The organism is Rohdeia mirabilis, assembly GCA_007750655.1.
GTDB lineage: Bacteria > Planctomycetota > UBA1135 > UBA1135.
The window spans coordinates 731,012-749,199 of record CP036290.1; the positions used below are offsets into that span (position 1 = coordinate 731,012).

16 protein-coding genes are annotated in these 18,188 nt (G+C 71.1%); 8 read left to right on the forward strand and 8 right to left on the reverse strand.

The window, feature by feature from the left end:
* Positions 1 to 112 precede the first annotated feature (112 nt).
* The 4 genes from Pla163_RS02675 to Pla163_RS02690 all read left to right on the forward strand — a co-directional run bounded on the left by Pla163_RS02675 (position 113) and on the right by Pla163_RS02690 (position 4,878).
* A complete protein-coding gene (locus tag Pla163_RS02675; protein ID WP_145183163.1) occupies positions 113 to 874 on the forward strand; it encodes a lysophospholipid acyltransferase family protein in 762 nt (253 codons plus the stop codon).
* Positions 875 to 906: 32 nt separating this feature from the next.
* Positions 907 to 1,431: a DinB family protein gene (locus Pla163_RS02680; protein ID WP_419186243.1), complete on the forward strand. Its 525-nt coding sequence runs from the start codon at positions 907 to 909 to the stop codon at positions 1,429 to 1,431.
* A 76-nt stretch (positions 1,432 to 1,507) separates the two neighbouring features.
* On the forward strand, positions 1,508 to 2,257 hold the full coding sequence (locus Pla163_RS02685) for an NRDE family protein (protein WP_419186244.1): 750 nt from the start codon (positions 1,508 to 1,510) through the stop codon (positions 2,255 to 2,257).
* A complete protein-coding gene (locus Pla163_RS02690; RefSeq protein ID WP_145183172.1) occupies positions 2,254 to 4,878 on the forward strand; it encodes an alpha/beta fold hydrolase in 2,625 nt (874 codons plus the stop codon). Before Pla163_RS02685 ends, Pla163_RS02690 begins: the two co-directional genes overlap by 4 nt.
* Positions 4,879 to 5,049: 171 nt before the next feature.
* Here the strand turns inward: Pla163_RS02690 and Pla163_RS02695 are convergent, their stop codons facing one another.
* The 5 genes from Pla163_RS02695 to Pla163_RS02715 all read right to left on the reverse strand — a co-directional run bounded on the left by Pla163_RS02695 (position 5,050) and on the right by Pla163_RS02715 (position 10,522).
* Positions 5,050 to 6,603, reverse strand: coding sequence for a hypothetical protein (locus tag Pla163_RS02695; protein WP_145183174.1), 1,554 nt, complete (start codon positions 6,601 to 6,603; stop codon positions 5,050 to 5,052).
* A gap of 78 nt (positions 6,604 to 6,681) precedes the next feature.
* Complete coding sequence (locus tag Pla163_RS02700; protein ID WP_145183177.1) at positions 6,682 to 7,944, reverse strand: hypothetical protein; 1,263 nt, start codon at positions 7,942 to 7,944, stop codon at positions 6,682 to 6,684.
* A complete protein-coding gene (locus Pla163_RS02705; protein WP_145183180.1) occupies positions 7,941 to 9,215 on the reverse strand; it encodes an MFS transporter in 1,275 nt (424 codons plus the stop codon). The genes Pla163_RS02700 and Pla163_RS02705 overlap by 4 nt, the downstream gene beginning before the upstream one ends.
* Positions 9,216 to 9,626 carry an acyl-CoA thioesterase gene (locus Pla163_RS02710; protein WP_145183183.1) on the reverse strand — a complete coding sequence of 137 codons (411 nt, stop codon included), beginning with the start codon at positions 9,624 to 9,626 and terminating at the stop codon, positions 9,216 to 9,218.
* Between the two features lie 41 nt (positions 9,627 to 9,667).
* Positions 9,668 to 10,522, reverse strand: a complete 855-nt coding sequence (locus Pla163_RS02715) for a dienelactone hydrolase family protein (RefSeq protein ID WP_145183186.1) — start codon at positions 10,520 to 10,522, stop codon at positions 9,668 to 9,670.
* A 51-nt stretch (positions 10,523 to 10,573) separates the two neighbouring features.
* On the opposite strand from Pla163_RS02715, the gene Pla163_RS02720 reads away from it, so the two are divergent.
* On the forward strand, positions 10,574 to 11,197 hold the full coding sequence (locus tag Pla163_RS02720; RefSeq protein WP_145183189.1) for a phenylalanine--tRNA ligase beta subunit-related protein: 624 nt from the start codon (positions 10,574 to 10,576) through the stop codon (positions 11,195 to 11,197).
* A gap of 46 nt (positions 11,198 to 11,243) precedes the next feature.
* On the opposite strand, the gene Pla163_RS02725 is transcribed toward Pla163_RS02720, so the two are convergent.
* The 3 genes from Pla163_RS02725 to Pla163_RS02735 form a co-directional block, all read right to left on the reverse strand.
* Positions 11,244 to 11,852, reverse strand: coding sequence for a glutathione peroxidase (locus Pla163_RS02725; protein WP_419186245.1), 609 nt, complete (start codon positions 11,850 to 11,852; stop codon positions 11,244 to 11,246).
* 118 nt (positions 11,853 to 11,970) lie between these two features.
* On the reverse strand, positions 11,971 to 12,648 hold the full coding sequence (locus Pla163_RS02730) for an RNA polymerase sigma factor (RefSeq protein WP_145183192.1): 678 nt from the start codon (positions 12,646 to 12,648) through the stop codon (positions 11,971 to 11,973).
* A gap of 557 nt (positions 12,649 to 13,205) precedes the next feature.
* Entirely contained in the window at positions 13,206 to 14,120 is a 915-nt protein-coding gene (locus Pla163_RS02735) for a fasciclin domain-containing protein (RefSeq protein WP_145183195.1), read from the reverse strand.
* Positions 14,121 to 14,613: 493 nt separating this feature from the next.
* Between Pla163_RS02735 and Pla163_RS02740 the strand changes: the two genes are divergently transcribed.
* From Pla163_RS02740 to Pla163_RS02750, 3 genes are all read left to right on the forward strand, one after another.
* Complete coding sequence (locus tag Pla163_RS02740; RefSeq protein ID WP_145183198.1) at positions 14,614 to 15,555, forward strand: MerR family transcriptional regulator; 942 nt, start codon at positions 14,614 to 14,616, stop codon at positions 15,553 to 15,555.
* A gap of 221 nt (positions 15,556 to 15,776) precedes the next feature.
* Positions 15,777 to 17,234, forward strand: coding sequence for a hypothetical protein (locus Pla163_RS02745; protein ID WP_145183201.1), 1,458 nt, complete (start codon positions 15,777 to 15,779; stop codon positions 17,232 to 17,234).
* Between the two features lie 106 nt (positions 17,235 to 17,340).
* On the forward strand, positions 17,341 to 17,886 hold the full coding sequence (locus Pla163_RS02750) for a hypothetical protein (RefSeq protein ID WP_145183204.1): 546 nt from the start codon (positions 17,341 to 17,343) through the stop codon (positions 17,884 to 17,886).
* Positions 17,887 to 18,188 lie beyond the last annotated feature (302 nt).

Genomic DNA, 18,188 nt, shown 5'->3' on the forward strand with positions numbered 1-18,188 from the left:
GGGGGCGGGACCGGCGATCCCCGATCCCGTGCGAGGTGGTGGCCTGTGCTGGGAGTCGCCGCGCCGCTCGCGTATCGTCCGGGCGCGCCGGTGACGATCCCGCGCTCCGCCCTTGAAGACGCTCTGCTGGCTCCTCGTACCACTGCGCCTCGCGACGCTGTTCGTCGTCACGTTCGCCCTGTGGTGCTGGTACGCGGCGGGCCGCCTGATCCGCCCCGCCGCGGCCGATCGCGCCCATTGGCGGAACCGGATGATCCGGGTCTGGGGCCGGGCGAGCCTGCCGATCATGGGGGTCTCCGTCCGGGTGGAGGGAACGCCCCCCGTTGGCTGCTTGCTCGTGTGCAACCATCTGGGGTACCTGGACATACCGGTCCTGGCCTCCCAAGTGCCCACCATCTTCGTCTCCAAGGCGGAGGTGGCCCACTGGCCCCTCGTCGGGGCCCTGGCTCGGTCGGCGGGAACGGTGTTCGTCCAGCGCGAACAGAAGAGGACTCTGGTGGAAACCTCCAAGCACATCGCGGAAGAACTCGAGCTCGGCAGCAGCGTGGTTCTGTTCCCGGAAGGCACGAGCAGCGGGGGGGAGCAGGTGCTACCCTTTCGCGCCTCTCTCCTCGATCCAGCGGCACGCGGAGGGCTTCCCGTCGCCTACGCCGCCTTGAGGTACCTCTCCCCCCCTGGATTCCCCCCAGCGAGCGACGTCGTCTGCTGGTGGCGTGACATGCCCTTCGGCAGCCACATCCTCGGCCTCCTCCGACTCCCACGCATTCGGGCGGAGATCACATTCGGGGCAGAACCCCTCGTCGGGCGCGATCGCAAGGATCTCGCCCAGCGTCTATGGGAAGCGACCAGAGCACATTTCAAGCCGTCCGTGTAGCCCCCTCGAAGTCGGGGGACAGCCACCGTTTCGTGGCTGCCCTCAACCAACAGGTGCTGCGCCAAGGCATCGAGGTCATCCGCCGACTGGCGGACGGCCAGTACGTCTCCGTGCCCGAAGGCCTCGCCCACAGCGGTGCGGGCGCGCACTTCCGGCACATCTACGACTACTACCGCTGCTTCCTGCGCGACGTGGAAGGCGGGCGGATCGACTACGACCTCCGGGATCGCGATCCCGACTTCGAGGCCGACCGCACCCACGCGATCGCGTGCCTCGGCCTCCTGGTCGAGCGCCTGGACACGGTGTTCGGCGATGCACTCGCTGGTCGCGGTCCGGACACGGAGCTCGAGGCCAAGATGGACGCGGTCGGAGACGCCGGTGAGGACGGTCACTGGAACCGGACCACGGTCAAGCGCGAGCTGCGCTTCCTCGTCAGCCACACGATCCACCACTACGCGTTGATCGCCGTGATCCTGAAGCTGCAGGGGTTCGATTGTGGGCCCGACTTCGGCGTCGCGCCTTCCACCATCGAGTACTGGAAGCAGGCGGGTAGCTGAGCGACCGCCCGCGGGCCGACCACGTGTTGGCTCCGGCGGAACGCGCGCCACCCTCCACGGGGACCGAGACCGTCCGGTGTGTACCGCGAGCTGGATCACGGGGCCGCCCGGCTTCGAACTGTTCTTCAACCGCGACGAGCAGCGTTCCCGTCCCGGCGGCCACGCTCCCGAGGTGCACACGGAGAGCGGGGTCGAGGTCGTCTTCCCGCTGGACGGTCAGGAGCTCGGGACGTGGATCGCCGCCAACGAGTTCGGACTCGTGCTCTGCATCCTGAATCTCTACGAGGCCGACTACGCGCCGGCCACGCCCAGGTCGCGCGGCCTCCTGGTGCGCGAGCTCGCGATCCACGGCACGGCGGCGCAGGCGCTGGCTGTGTTGCGCGGTGACGACCTCGCGGCCTATCGCGGCTTCACGTTGGCGGTGTTCGAAGTGGACGCGACGGGTGCGCTCGCCGCGGGCCACGCGGCGCGCTGGGACGGCGTCGCGCTCGGCGTCACCGACGGCGCCGACGTCCGCCCACCGTTCGTGTCGTCCGGGTTCGACCTGCCGCGCGTCCGCGAGCAACGTCTCGCCACCTGGCACGCGACGGTCGGCGACGCCTCTGCGCCCACCGCCGCCGAACTCGAGCGCTACCACGCCAGCCGCCTGCCGGAACCCGGTGCCTACGCGGTCTCGATGTCGCGCGACGACGCCTGCACCGTGAGCCACACGCGCGTGCGCGTCACGGGCGACCACGTGTCGATGCACTACCTCGACGGGGCTCCCGCGGACGGCGGAGCGTTCGCGACCGTCGTCCTTCCGCGTCGTTCGGCGTCCGCTCGATGAGCGGCGAGACGGATCGACCCGCGCGCCGGCACTGGAAGCGCTGGGTCCTCGGCCTGTACGTCGTCCTGCTGCTCGCGTCGCACCTCGTTCGAGCGCTCGACGCACCGGCCGACGAGGTGCCGACCGGTCTTGTGTTCGCCGAACTCGAAGAGGTCGACGCCGACGGCGCTCGTACGGGGCGGACGGTACGCATGGCCTATCGCGACAGCGGTCCGCGTGACGCACCGGTCGTGATCGGTGTGCACGGCAGTCCGAGCGGCGGCGAAGAACTCGGTCGCATCGCCGGTGAGCTCGACGACGACTACCGCGTGGTGTGGATGCACCTGCCCGGTTTCGGGCGCTCCACGCGCGACGTCGCGGACTACTCGGTTCGCTCGCACGCGCTCTACCTCGAGCAACTCGTCGACCAACTGGCGATCGAGCGCGCGCATCTGGTCGGCTTCTCGATGGGGGGCGGCGTGGTCCTCGAGCTGGCGCCGCTGCTCGGTGAACGCACGGCATCCGTGACGCTGCTCAGCGCGATCGGCGTCCAGGAACTCGAGTGGCTCGGCGACTACACGCTCAACCACGGCGTACACGGGATGCAGCTCGCCGCGCTCTGGTGCGTGTACGAACTCGTGCCGCACTTCGGTGCCTTCGACGGCGGGATGCTGTCGATCGAGTACGCGCGCAACTTCTACGACACCGACCAACGGCCTCTGCGGCAGCGCCTCGAGGAACTGACGGTGCCGATGCTCGTGATCCACGGACGATCGGACCCGCTGGTCCCGTTCGACGCGGCGCTCGAGCACCACAGGATCGTTCCGCACAGCCGCTTGTTCGCGTTCGACGGTGACCACTTCGCGACGTTCACCGAACCCGCGTTCGTCGCCGCGGCCCTGCGCGAGTTCCTCGACGACGTGGAGGCCAAAGCCGCTCCGACGCGCGCCGACGCGACGCCCGAACAGCTGGCGCGCGCCGCCGAGCCATTCGATCCGTCGGGCGCTCCTGTGGTCGGTTTCGCCCTGATCGCGATCTGCGTCATGCTCGCGCTCGCGACGCTCGTCAGCGAGGACCTGACCTGCATCCTCGCCGGAGCGCTCGTCGCTCAAGGGCGTCTCGACTTCCTCCCGGCGGCCGCGGCCTGTTTCGTCGGCATCTACGTCGGCGACCTCTTGCTGTTCCTCTCGGGGCGCTATCTCGGATCGAAGGCGCTCACGCGTCGGCCACTGCGCTGGCTCGTCTCGGCGGAGCGCACCGAACGCGCGGCCGAGTGGCTCGAGCGCCGCGGCCTCGCCGTCATCTTCCTCTCGCGTTTCACGCCGGGGATGCGATTGCCGACCTACTTCGCCTCGGGCGCGTTGGGGGCGAACGCCAAGCGTTTCGCTCTCTACTTCGCGGTCGCCGCCGGGATCTGGACGCCAGGGCTCGTCTGGCTCGCGAGCGTGCTCGGAACGCGCATCCTCGAAGGACTCGAGGTCGTGCAGGACAACTTCGTGCTCGGTCTCGGGCTCACGCTGCTCGCGGGCCTGTTCGTCGTGAAGTTCCTCGTGCCTCTGCTCTCGTGGCAGGGGCGTCGACGCCTGGTCGGACGCTGGCGCCGCACCGTGCGCTGGGAGTTCTGGCCGGCGTGGCTCGTGTACGTCCCGGTCGTCCTGTGGCTGCTCGTCCTCGCTCTGAAGCACCGCAGCGCGACCGCCTGGTGCGCGTCGAACCCGGGCATCGAGGGCGGCGGTGTCGTCGGTGAGTCGAAGGCGCGCATCCTCGCGGACCTGGCGTCGCGCGCGCCGGCGACCGAGGTCGTCCCGCCCTGGATCGCGCTTCCCGCGAGCCTCGGCCCCGACGAGCGCGTTCGGCGGTTCGACGCGTTCCGCGACACGGAAGGGCTCGACTGGCCGGTCGTCCTCAAGCCCGACGCGGGGCAGCGTGGGTCGGGCGTGCTCATCGCGCGCGACGAAGCGGCAGCGCACGCCTATCTGCGCGAGTCCGAGACCGATCTGTTGGCGCAGGCCTTCGCCGCCGGAGTCGAGTTCGGCGTCTTCTACGCCCGCCGCCCCGACGCGCCGCACGGCGAGATCATCTCGATCACCCAGAAGCAGCTGGCGACGGTCACGGGCGACGGTGTGCACACGCTCGAGCACCTGATCCTCGCCGACGAACGCGCCGTCTGCCTCGCCGACTACTACGCGCACAAGAATCACGAGCGCCTGGACGACGTGCCGGCGCAGGGCGAGGTGGTCGTCCTCGGCGACCTCGGGACCCACGCGCGCGGAGCGATCTTCCTGGACGCCTGTGAGCTCGCGACAACGGAGCTGACCGAGCGCATCGACGCGGTCTCGCACTGCTTCGACGGCTTCTACTTCGGTCGCTACGACCTCGTCGCACCGTCGCGCGAGGCGCTGGCGCGCGGCGATGGCCTACGCGTGATCGAGGTCAACGGCGTGACGTCCGAGAGCACCCACGTCTACGACCCGAAGCACTCGGCGCTCGCGGGCCTGCGCACCTTCTGCGCGCAGTGGTCGCTGGCCTTCGAGATCGGCGCCGCCAATCTGCGCCGCGGGGCGAAGACGCCGTCCCTGTTCGGTCTCGCGAGCGAGTGGCTGCGTTACCGCCGCGGGCAGAGCGAGCACAAGGGCGGCTGAGCGCCGCGCGCCGCGGTTCGTTCGCGGTGGTCGTCGCGTCGTCGGCGATCTCGCGAGCGGGGGGAACTCGACGGGGCGCGTCGACGGGGCGCGTCGACGATCGCTGCCGCCCCGCGGCCACAGGCGCTGCCGCCCCGCGGCCACAGGCGCTGCCGCCCCGAGGCCACAGGCTCAGTGGCGTCCGTTCGTCCCGTTCGAGCTCGGGCTGCGCTGGCGATAGCGCTCGAGGAAGTCCTCGTCGAGCACGCGCCGCACGCGACGACCGCGCGGCGGCGCCGGCGGTGCGGTGGCGCGCGTCGGGTGGTCGACGCGTTCGACGAAGCGCTCCCAGCGCGACTCGCCCGCCGCCGGTTCCGAGGCCACCGGAGCAGGCTCGTGTTCGACGCTGGGCTCGGGGGTCTCCGCAGCTTCGTTCCGAACCGGTGCCCGGAGTTCGGCCGCCGACGCCGACGCGGACTCGAGCCGTTCGGCCAGATCCGCGAGCGTGTCCTCGAGCGCGTCGAAGCGGTCGCTCGCCTCGTGGCGCCGGCGGCGCTCGGTCAAGAGGCCGAAGATGCTCAGCGCGAGCAGGACGAGGGCGACGATCACGACGACGACCAGACCGTCCTCGTTCCAGCTGAAAGCCAGAGCGGTGTTCGGATCGTTGGTCGCGACGGCGCCGAGCGCGGTGGGAGGCGTGATGGGGCTCTGCACAGGGGTCATCTCTTCGACGCGACGCAACGTGGAGCGCAGTTCGACCAACTCGGTCCGCAGCGCGGCCAGTTCGGCGGTGGTGGGGCCGGGGTCGATCGGCACCGCGGTCGGCGGGCCGCCCAGTCGCTCACTGCGACCGGGCGTCGTGGTTCCGAGGGTATCCGGGTCCTTCGGATCGTCCAAGTCGAGCCCCGACGCGGCGGCCGCGGCCTCGAAGGAGTCCATCCGGGCCTCGACGCGATCCGCCGCGTCCAGCGCGTCGGCCAGGATCTCGGTCGTCGGCTCGAGCTCGGTCAGGCGGCGGTCGATGCCGGTCAGGGCGGCGTCGATGCCGGCGAGCCGCTCGTCGACCACGACCTGCCGCTCCGTCGCCAGGACCTCGGCGCGTTCGGCGGCCCCTTCGAGTTCGGCGCCGAGCTCCGAGAGCGCCGCCGTGTTCGCCAGGACGCTGTCGGTCAGCGCCGCCAGCTCGAGGGCCCGTGCCCGTGCCGCCCGGGCGACCTCGGCCTCGATGGCCGCGATCTCCTCGGCCAGTCTGGCGCGACCCTCGCGGCCGACGTTCGACTCCACGCGCACGAGTTCTTCCAGCGCCTCGGCGCGTTCCGTGGCCAGGCGTTCCTGGGCCTCGCGCTCGTCGACGGTCCCGAGCCGCGCCTGCTCCAGTTCGTTCGCGGAGCGCTCCAGCTGTCGTTCCAGCTCGCGTCGGCGCTCGTCGGCTCGCGACACGGCGCTGAGCAGTTCGGCGTTCGAGCGCTCGAGTGCGTCGAAGCGGTCGAGCACCGACGCGCTGTCCAACAGGGCACCGGGGGAGCGCGTCAGCGGCGGTTCGGCGTAGGTCCCGCCGCGCGCCTCGCTGCGCTGGACCGCCTCGCGGACCGACGGCGGCACCTGCTCGAAGCTGGGGCCGGTCAGGCTGCAGGCGAGCGGCCACGGGGCCACCAGGAGTGCCAGCAGCGTGAACGTCCGGGCCCGTCGCCAGGTCGGTCGCGGGTCGTTCGGGGCCGTCGCCGGATGGAGGGAGATCGAGGGCATGGGGCGCAGGGCGTGGCAGGGACACGCCACCGGCTCCAGTCTATCCCGCTGCTGCGGCCGGAGCCGAGTGCGGACGCTTCAACGCCGGCGCGCCGAACCGACCTGCCGCCGAGGCCTCAAGCCCAACGAGAGGGCGTAGTTGGATGCGTTCGACGCGCAGTAGACCGAGTGCAGCGCGGTCGAACGCCAACCGTTGTTCGGCAGCAGGATCGCGTCGCCGGCGCGCAGCACCGCGGCATGCCCGAGGTCGGCCAAGAAGGCCGTGAACTCCGGGCCGCGATTCACGAGCGCGCCGAGTCGACCCTGTCCGGGCAGCCCGAGTTCTTCGAGCAGCGCGAAGCGGTCGTGCCGCAGCGTCTCGAGGGCTTCGAGCGCGCCGGTGCCGCCGAGCTGCTCGCGCAACCACGGCACTTCGCCCTCGTCGAGCGCCGCGGCGAACTGCTCGAGGCGGCGGGCCAGCTGCGTCGTCGACAGCGCCAGCCACGCGGTCGCGCCGGCGAGTTGGACGTAGAGCACGCCGAACTGCCGGTCGGGACCTTCGACCGCTTCGAACGCGTCGTGGTGGAACAGAGCGCCGCCGCCCGGTCGGTTCCAGTACGCGATCGGACAGGCCGGGCCGAGCGGTTCGTCGCAGGCCGAGACTTCGTCGATGGCGGCGAAGAGAGCCTTGTCGTCGTTCACGAGGGCCAGCTCGGGCAGCAGCGCGCGTGCCAGGGACAGCGTCGCTCGTTGGCCGGGCGGGGACGGGTTCGCGTCGTCGTCCGGCTCGTTCCCGAAGCCCGTCCGCAGCCGGAGCGACGCGTCGCCGTCGTGCGTGGACAGGCGTCCGACCTTGGCCCACGGGCGCGGTCCGTCGCTGCCGTCCGCGCGGACGAAGTGGGCCGTCGCCACGTCGCGTTCGGCGTCGACGCCGCCCGGTTCGACGCGCTCGAGTCGCAGCGCGGAACCCCGGCCCAGTCGCGCTCGGATCCAGGCTTCGAAGCCCGCCGGGGTTCCGATCGATTCGAGCGCGCGGTCGGCGGCGAACAGCTCGTTGCGCCAGTCGGAGAGTTTGGCGCTCACCGCTCCGCGCAGCACGAGCGGTCGGGCCTCCAGCACGCGTCGTCGGCAGATCGCGGGGCGCGGCAGACGTGCGCGCGGCTCGAGTTCGGGATCGAGCTCGACCCAGCGGCCGTGCCAGTGTCCGCGGCGTTCGAGTTCGTGGACGCCGAGTCCGTACTCCTCGAGCGCGGCGACGTACTCGGCGTCGTCGTCCTCGTGCACCGACACGATCGGGTCGGCGCCTTCGATCGGCGTGCGGTCCTCGGCGGCGAGGACCGCGTCCAGAGCGGCGCGGCTCATCGGGAGACCTCCAGGGCCGCGAGGCGACCGCGCATGCGCGCGCTCAGCGCCCACCAGCCGATGCCCATGGCGAGGACCGCGGCACTGAGCCCGGTCGTCAACGTGGTGAGGTCGACCCCGAGGTCGTAGAGCGCGCCCGTGACGAGCGCGAAGATGGAGAACGAGAGGGTCATGCCGAAGAAGTCCAGTGCGTGGACGCGGCCGCGAAAACGATCGTCGACCGTCTGCTGCCAGATGCTGGTCGATGCGACCCAGATCGAACCGCCGCCGAGGTGGGCCACTGCGATCCACGCCGCCGCGACCCACAGGTTCTCGGCCAGGCCGAAAGCGGCGTAGGCGAAAGGGGCGAGCAGGAAGCCGGCGCGGATCGAGTGCAGCAGTTCGAGCGGTCGTGTGCCGAACAGCCGACGTGCGACGAACGGCCCGATGGCCGTACCGACGCCGCGCGCCGCGAACAGGATGCCGAACGTGTAGGCGAAAGTCGCTCCGTCCGCCTCGGCTCCGTAGCGGGTCTCGGCGGCGAGGGCCACGAGCACGAGCAGACCGCCGGCTCCGCCCCAGAACGCTTTCGTCACCAGCGCCGGCCGGATGCCGATGGCGCCCGCGTGCTCCCAACCGCGGCGGATGTCGCGCAGGCCGAGGAACTCCTTCCAGCGGAACGGCTCGTCCTGGGCCTGTACGGCCGGGACCTTCAACCAGACGTACAGCGCTGCGCTCGCGACGTACGTGCACGCATCGACCACGAAGGCCGTCCGGGCGCCGTACCAGTGCACGAGCAGGCCACCGGTCAGGGCACCGATGGACAACATCGTGCTCCACGTCGCTGCACTGAGCGCGATCGCCGTGTGCAGGTCCCCGGTGCGCACGGTGTTCGGCAACGAGGCCTGCCGCGCAGCGTCGAAGAAGATGCCGAGGCCGACCTGGAGCGCGATCAACACCCACACGAGCGGCAGTTCCTCGCGGCTGTCGATCGTCAGGTAGCACAGGACCAGCAGGCAGCGCAGGAGGTCGCCGCCGACGAGCAGGAGTTTGCGCGGCACGCGGTCGGCCACCGGTCCGGCGAACGGACTCAGCAACGTCGTGGGGAGGAGGCGCAGGGCCTGCTCCGTGCCGAACATCAGTCCCAGCCCGAGCAGCGCCTCGCCACCGCCGCCGTAGCGCGCGATCAGCGACAGAGCCGCGACCTTGTTCAACCAGTCGCCCGCTTGGCTGACCACCTGGGCCGACCACAGCTTGGCGAACTCGGGATTCCTGCGCAGGACGCCGGACACTCAGTCCGCCCGGTCCGATCCGGCCTCGAACGCCAGCACCGCCGTCCTGAAGTGCTCGTCGAAGGGCCGTTTCGCGCGCGTCGCGTTGTCCCAGCCGACCAGCAGCACGTCGGCCTCGAGCCACGTGACGCCGGCGGTGTCCGAGACGCGCGCCACCTGGCGCAGCGACGACGTGCCGACGTGCACCGTGGTGAGTGCGACGTCGACCTCCGTCGCTCCGCGCCCCGGACTCACGAACCGCAGGTTGCACTGGGCCAGCACGAACGGGAAGTGCGCCCCGTCCATGAGGCCGAGTTCACCGAAGTAGGCGAGGCGCGCTTCTTCCAGGAGCGTCAGCTGGACCGCGTTGTTGAGGACGCCCTGGTTGTCCTCGTCGACCCAACGGGTGCGCAACCGCGTGCGAAAGCGCATGCGGTCCGCCGCGGGAACGTCGGGTCGGGCGAGCCGCTCGCTCACTGCAGTTCGGCGGCCAGGAACTCGCGCACCACGCTCCACGCGCTGTTCGCGGCGGCGGCGTCGTAGCGCCCGCTCGACGGGTTCGCGAAGGCGTGTTCCGCGTCGTACTGGGCGATGCGGATGCTCGGAACGCCGGCGGTGCGGGCGGCCGCTTCGAACTGGTCGACCAACTCGTTCGGGATCGAACCGTCGCGCAGGCCGAAGATGCCGAGTACCGGGGCCTCGATCGCTGCCAGTTGCTCGGGATCGGTGACGAGGCGCCCGTAGAAGATCACGCAGGCGTCCAGGTCCGGTTGATCGAGCGCGGTGCGCAGCGACCAGCCGCCGCCGAAGCACCAGCCAATCGAGCCGTACTTCTTCACGCCGAGTTCGCCCTTCAAGTACCCAGCGGCGGCGCGCAGGGTCGTCGTCGCGGCGGCTTCGTCCACCGAACCCATGGCGGCCATCGCACCGTCGCGCGTCGTGGCGACGACGCCGCCGTACAGGTCGACGGCGACGGCGTTGTAGCCGGCGGCAGCGAGACGGTCCGTCCAGTGACGGATGTGGTCGTTGAGGCCCCACCACTCGTGGATCACGATCAGACCGGGGGCGTCGGGGTCGGCCGCGCGCGACAGGTACGCGCTCGTGCCGTCGGAGAGTGTGATCTCGTCGCCGAGTGCGGGCGGCGCTTCCGCGTCGGTGAGTTCGTGCAACGCGGCGAACGTCTCCTGGTCGAGGGCGCCGGTCCAGATCTCGCGCGCCGGATCCGGCTCGGTTCCAGCACAGCCGGTCGCGCCGATCAGCAGAGCGGTGGTCGACAGGACGAGGACGGGGAGGCGACGGAGGAGTCGGGAGCGAAGGAGTGACTGCATGCCTACGGTTATAGTCGGCCGCCCCGCTTCCCCAGCCCTTCGCACAGCCCATTGATCGAGTTCGACGACCATCCGCTGCTCGAGCCCGTCTGCTTCGTCACCGAGTTCGCCGAACCTCTGGGCTCGCTCGGACCCGCGACGAGTGCGCTGGCGGCTCTCGAACCTGGAGCGACGGCGCCGCTCACGTCCAGCGACGACGTGCGCGCCGCGGTGCGCCGGCTCCTGCGCCTCGGCGGCTACCGACCGACGGGGCGAGGCAAGCCCTCGGCCGAGTACCTGCTCGGCGCAGTGGCGAACGGGCGGCTCGGTTCGATCAATCCCGCCGTCGACGCCTGCAACGCGGTCAGCCTCCACTCGGGTCTGCCCATCAGCGTCGTCGACCTGGACCGCGCGAGCGAACCCTTGCGCGTCGGCGTGGCCGAGGCCGGCGCGAGCTACGTCTTCAACCGTTCGGGCCAGGAGATCGGCCTGGGCGGTCTCCTGTGTCTGTTCGACGCCGACGGTCCGTGCGCGAACGCCGTCAAGGACGCCCAGCGCACCAAGACCGACGAGGGGACCCGGCGCACGCTGTCCGTGATCTGGGGGACGAACGAGCTCCCGGGGCGAGCGGACGACGCGGCGGCCTGGTACCGCGAACTGCTCGCCGAATGCGGAGCGACCACCCGCTCCGTCTGACGGTGCGGGTGGTCGCTGCGCGGACCTTCGAGCGCGAGCGCGACGCTCAGGCGTCCGCGAGCGCGGCTTCGAGCGCCTTGCGCACCTCGTCGCTCTGCGGACCCACCGTCGGCGCGAAGAACGCCAGGACGGTGCCTTCGCGATCGACGAGGTACTTGCCGAAGTTCCAGCCCGGCAGCGAGCCCGTCGCGCCACCGAGGAAGCGGAAGACCTCGGACTGGTCCGGTCCTTCCTTCACGCCACTCTTGGCGAAGAGCGGGAACGTGACCGCGTACTTCGAGTCGCAGAACTCGCGGATCTCGCCGGCGGAGTCGAACTCCTGTCCGCCGAAGTCGCCGCTCGGGAAACCGAGCACGGTGAAGCCGCGGTCCGCGAACTCCTGCTGCAGCGCCTCGAGGCCTTCGTACTGCGGCGTCAGTCCGCACTTGCTCGCCGTGTTGACGACCAGGCTGACCTGTCCGCGGTAGCGCTCGAGCGGAACCGCGTCGCCCTCGAGGCTCTGGACTTCGAGGGCGTAGAAACTCTGCGAAGCGATGGATTCGTCCATGTCGACGGATTCGGTCGTGATCGCGCCGCATCCGGCGACGAAGGGGGCGAGCGACAGGCCGAGCATGCAGAGCAGCGGGCCACGTCGGAAGGAGCGTGAAGTCGTCATCGGTCGTCGTTCCTGCGTTGTTCGAATCGGTCGGCCGCGCACGGCGAACGGGTTCGAGTGGTTCACGGGGGGGACAGCAGCCTACCCGCCACTGTGCTCGAGTCGGTTCGCCGGTCGCTCAGGCCATGGATGCGGCCAGGCCCGTTCCTTCGAGCTGTTCGCGCAGCTTCTTCAGGCCGCGTCGCGCGTGGGTCTTGACGGTGCCGAGCGGCATGCCGAGCACGTCCGAGATCTGGCTGTGCGAGAGGCCCTTGAGGAAGGACATCTCGATCACGCGGCGCTGGATCGGGCGCAGGGTCTCGAGCTGCTCGTGGAGGACCTCGGCCTGGTCGGCGAGTTCCACCGTGTCGACGCCCTCGGATCCCACGCGGTCGAGGGCGGGTTCGACGTCCTCGTACCGGGGGCGCGCCTGGGTGCGGCGGTGGCGGTCGATGCAGCGGCGGTGGGCGACCGTCGCCACGAACGTGGCCTCGGACCCCACGGCCGGATCGAAGCGCCGGGCGGTCCGCCACAGGTCGATGAAGATCTCCTGGACGGCGTCCTCGGCCTCGGTGCGGTCGGGGTGGTGGCGGCGCGCGATGCTCCACACGAGCGGGCCCCAGGTGGCGAGCGACTCGTCCACGGCGGCGCGCTCGCCCGCGCACAGGCGGTGGAGCAGGGGCGCGTCCTCGGGCAGGGGGGTCGCCGGTTCCTGTTCGGCCGCACCGCCGGATCGAACGCCGTGCGACGACGCGACGTCGCGGCGGGCGGACGTGGACGCGAGGCGGCTGACGGCGGGTTCGACGGTGGTGGCCATGGGTCGTGGAGAGTGCTGGGTGCGGAGGGCTGGGACGTCGGCAGTGGCGTCACTGGGGCCCGGATCGCTCTGGGGCAGGGCTCACGCCCGGGGCGGACGCACCCGAACCGCGATCCGACCCGCAGCCTAGGCCCTCTCTCTTCTGTTCAGGTAATAATCTGGACAGTTTGCGGCGGACCGGATGCTCCCGAGCGGCGCTGTGCGTCGAAAGTTGCTGTGAGGCAGGGGGTTGTGGCTGTGTGGCCCACCGGCCGAAGTCGACACAAGTCGTACGTCAGATTCCGGACAGAAGGGGCTTGTCCAAGTCTGGACGTGGGTCGGGTTCTCACGGGCCCAGGGTCAGCAGGTTGGTTCAGCAGCTCGGGCCAGCAGGACGGGCACCGAGCGGCGGGGCAGGTCGCGCCCCGTGGCCTCTTCCTCCACGGTCCGCGCAGCCCCGCTCGTCCCGAGGCTCAGCGATTCGGGCTGGAGGGGAACCGGAGCGGCCCCCGGAGCGCGAGTCGTCTCGCACCCCGGGGGCCGCTGTTCCGGCTCGAGGCCGGCCGTCCGCGTCGCGATCAGCGCGGGAGGATGACCGACTCGAGCACGTGCACGGTCGCGTTCGTGCTCTCCACGTCGTTGCCCACGAGGGCGGCGCCGCCGACCGTGATGCGGCCGTCGATCACGCGGACCGGCAGGCGCTCACCGCCGAGCGTCTCGACCGTTCCGTAGGTGGCCAGGTCGAGGGCCGACAGGCGACCCGGGATCACGTGCAGCTTCAGCACGTCCTGCAGGCGCGTCTTGTTGTCCGGCTCGAGCAGGCTGCCCAGCAGCTTCTGGTCGAGGGCGGCGAACGCGGAGTCCGTCGGCGCGAGGATGGTCAGCGGCGTGTCGCCGTTGATCGCCTCGACCAGGCCCGCGGCGCGCACGGCGGTCAGGAGCGTGCCGAACATGCCGGCGTTCTTGGCCACGGTGACCACGTCGTCGGTGGCGGGCAGCATGACGCTCCCGAGCACGTGGACGATGCCGTTGTCGGCTGCCACGTCGGCGGTCACGACCTTGGCTCCGCCGATGAAGACACCGTCGGGGCGGACGTCGACCGAGACGCGCTGGCCGTTGAGGGTGCGCAGCTCACTCTCGCGGATGACGTCGGCGGCGGTCATGCGACCGGCGACCACGTGGTACCCGAGGACCTCCTGGAGCGTGGCGAGGTTGCGCTTCTCGAGCAGGGACTCGACCAGGCCGGTCTCGAGCGCCGCGAAAGCGCGATCGGTCGGGGCGAAGACGGTCAGTTCGTCCGTGCCCGAGAGCAGTTCGACGTAGCCAGCGGCCTTGACCGCGGCGACGAGAGTGGTGTGGGAGCCCGTGCCGACCGCTACGTCGACGATGGTCTTGCCCTGGGCGTTGCTCGGATCGGCGTCGGCCGAGTTGAAACCGAGGACGGCGGCGGTCGCGAGGGCGACGGGAAGGGCGATGGCTGCGAGACGGTTCATGGTGGGGACTTCGTTGAGGTTCGGTGCTGATCGGTCGGACGCACTTCGATGCGTCGCTCGCCGAGGTCGCGTTCGCCCACTTGGGCGTCACGACGGCGGTCCGCGGCTCGCCCGGAAGGGACGTGGCGCTCCACTCGCGGAGCGGGGCGAGCACCGTGGACACCCAGGACTTCGCGACGCGCTCGTCGGGTGGATGTGGAGCTGCGCGACTTGTGCGGATCGGGTGCGGCCCGCGCGTCGGGCGAGCCCTCGCGTCCGGCCTCGATCACCGCGCGCGGGGACGTTTGCGGTCACAGGAGCGGGCGGCGCTCGATCTGCCGGTTGGCGTTCGCGACGCCCGTGAACGACGTCGACAGGGGCCGATCGATGGGGCGCCCGCACGGGGCTCGGCCGTCCTCCGAACGCCGAGCGCCCGATTTGGTCGCCCCCAGTTGGATCCTGATAGAACGGTGACGCGAAAGACCCCGCGCCTGGCCTTCCAGTTCCGAGCACCGTGACCGACTCCGACCCCAAGACCTCCGACGCCGACCGCGGCGACCTCCCGAGCGCGGGCGACGCTCCCTCGGGCTGGTTCTCCGTCGGACGCGTGGCGAGCGAGACGGGGATCTCGGCCGAGACCCTGCGCGTCTGGGAGCGACGCTACGGACGCCCCGTCGCCACCCGTCTGCCGTCCGGGCACCGTCGCTACACCGGCGATCAGGTGGTCTGGCTGCGGCGGGTGGCCGAGGCCGTCGCACTCGGGACCCGGGCCTCGGTCGCCGTGCGCGCCAGCGAGTCGGAGCTCGACGAGTTGCTCACCCGCGACGAGCCCGAGGTGGACGAAGCGTGGGTCGAGCAGTCGCTGCGGTACGTCCTCGCGCTCGACTCGGTCGGACTCGCGCGCACGCTGCTCGACGGCCGCGACGACCTCGACGTCGTCACGTGGTTGCGCCTGCGCGTCGGCATGGTCGTGCGCGAAGTGGGCAGTCGCTGGGCAGCGGGAGAGCTCGACATCCGTCACGAACACTTGGCGACCCAGTGCGTCAGCCACGTGCTGCGTCGCGAAGCCGACCGCTTCACCCCGGATCCCACCGCGCCGCTGTTGTTGTTGACGACGCTGTCGGGCGAGCAGCACGCGCTCGGCCTCTGGATGGTCGAGCTGGTCGCGCTGCAGAGCGGTTGGCGCACGGCGTCGATCGGAACCGACACGCCGGCCGACCAGATCGCGAAGGCGGCGATCGACCTCGGCGCGCGCGCGGTCGGTGTCAGCGTGTCGCTGTCGACCGGTGGCGTCGAGACGCACAAGCGGCTCGGCGAGCTGCGCGGACTGCTGACGGACGGAATCGACCTCGTGGTCGGCGGCGAAGGCGCGCGATCGGGTCGACGGGTGCCGCGCGACGTCCACGTGATCCCGGGACTGCGCGACGCGTCCCGCTGGTTCGCGGCGCGCAGCTGAGCGGCGCCGCGGACGCGCGTCGATTTTCGGGACGCACGTCGACACCGTTTCGATCGTGATCGGTCTGTTCCTCGGACGGCGAGTGCCGCCAGGAGGAGCAGGTCATGGACGAATGCAGCGGGCGGAACGGGCGGAGCAGTGCGAGGTGGCGCGTTCGCCGAGCGTGTGGAACGCGACGATCGAGGGCTGGACGCGCACGCCTCCTGGTCGTCGTCGCGCTGGTGTCGATCGCACTGATCGGATACCTGGTCCTCTCGACGGCGAATCCCTTCGAGCGGGTCGACGGTGGATCGCGTTCGGTTCCTGAGGCGGAGGCGGGGGCGACGCTCGCCACCGCCGCGGACCTGGTTTCGCGCCAGGCCGTCGAGGGCGCGGTCGAGGACGTCGCGGCGCGTTCGCTCGACGCGCTGTTCCTGGCGATCGCGGACTCGGAGGAGCACGTCGTGCGCGGTACCGGGTCGGAATCGACCGCGTCGGACCTCGAGCGGGCCGTGGCCGAACTCGCGGCGCGCGAGCGTGGACTCGAGGACGTGGTGGATCGCTTGAGCGAACTCGGAGCCGTGGGTGCGGTCGCGGTGCACGGCGAGCCCGAGCAGCTCCAGCGACTGCGCTACGGAGCGGTGCGCGCGGTGTACTGGCTCGTGCCGCTGTGGGCCGGTGACGCGGCTGGGCGGGAGGACGATCCCGCGGGCGCCGGGGCGAGTGCGGCGGTGCGCTCGGCACTCTCGCGGTCCTGCGCGCTGCTCGTGTCGATCGACGGCGCCACCGCCGACTTCCTCGCCGACAATCTCGTGGCGCTGCTGGAGGGCGAGCTCGCGATCGAACCGGGACCGCGTCTGCTCGACGAACTGCTCACCCTGCGCGTTCGGCATCGCGAGCGCGCGAACGTGATCGATCGGGTGCTGCTCGCGCTGGCGGGCCGGCTCGACGCGAAGACCCGCGACGCGCTCGCGCGCTGGCTGCTCGCCGATCCCTCGGACACCGAAGCCGTGACGCGCGGACTGGTCGAACTCTTCGCGCTCGGCGAGCCGTGGCTCGCGCTCGATGTCGCTCGCGACACGTTCGAGCGCGGTGGACCCAACGAACGGCACATGGTCGCGCTGGCGGTCGCACGCGAAGCACCGGTCGACATGGCGGTCGGTTTCCTGGTCGAGCGGGCGGGCGACCTGGGAGGCGTACCCACGGCGTGGTTCGAACTGGGGGAGCGCGACGGAGGACTGGACGAGCTGCGCCTGGCCTATGCCGACCTGCGCGTGGACGAGACCGGTGACCCCGACGCGCGGCGGTTGACCGTGCTCGGCATGGGAGGAGCCGAAGCGCCCGAGCTGCGCGCGATCGCCCTCGACGACCCCGATCCCGACGTGCGTGGTCAGGCTCTGTTGACGCTCACCGCACAGGACGGAGCCGGGACGACCAGGGACGTGGAAGCGATCCTGGACGCGCTCGACCGCGAGCCCGGTGGTTCGCTCTCCGCGCTCCTGTGGGCGTCGCAGAACGTGCTCGATCAGGGCGGTGGTCCGCAGCGCGCGCCGCACACGCAGCAGCTGGTGGACCGACTGCGATCGTTGGTGCTCGACGACACACGTGCGCCGAGCGAGCGGCGCGAGGTGCTCGAGGCCATCGAGGCCTGGATCGATCCGAACGAGCGCCTGTGGCTGTGGGACGTATTGGGTGGTTGACGGGCGTCGGCAGCGGCTGGCGGCGGACGACGTCGCACGCCGTGGTCCGAGGAGGCGAAGGAACAAGGGACCGAGCAATGCGGTGCGCGCACTTGGGTGCGCACCGGTGAGGGCTCGGCACGCCGAGGAGGCGACGATGCAGAAGGTGAATAGGTGGTGCGTAGTGGTGCTGGCGGCGATTCTGGCGATCGGTGCTGGTCAGGCGTGGGCCGGCGACTGTCCCGACGAGCAGGCGACCGACGTGCCGGGTCGGGTCGAGGCGTCGACCCGGGCCGAGAGGTGCGGGATCGGACTCAAGATCTTCGGGATCGGTGGCACGATCATCGGGACGCGCTGTCCGCGCCACGAGATCGCGACTCCGGCGCACGCCACGTGTGCGGGCGAGAAGCTCGCGGGACACCGCTGCGTGAAGAAGGGACTGGTGCCCGTCTCGCGTCGCGAGTGCAGCTGCAAGGGACTCGTGATCCCGCTGATCGACACGGGAATCCCGACCTCGTGCCGTTGCGGAGCCTGGAAACGTTTCGGGACCGTCGAGAACTTCGAGACGCTCGAGTGCGACGAGAGCCGGGGCCCCGTCACCGGTGGCGACGGGGGAGGGCCGGCCCCGACACCGCGCCGTCGATCCGGCTGGGTGCCGCGCCTCGGGCTGTGACGTCGGGCTGTGACGTCGGGTGGTGAAGCCCGGCGGGTGACGTCCGGGTGGTGACGTTCGCCGGGTGGTGACGTTCGCCGGGGGGTGAGGCGTGCCGCACGCGAGCGAACTCGCGTGTGGTGGCGCACCGCTCGGCCGGTGGACGACACCGTCCGGCGGTCGCCGATCTCGAGTCGCACGCCGGAGTCCGTCGCGCGTGGCCGGACGGTCCATGCGCGCAGTGCACGTGTTCGCGTCGACGGTCGTTCCCTCGAGCTGCGGCTCCGGGCGCCGCGACGCGAACACGTCGCCCGCGGCCGCGA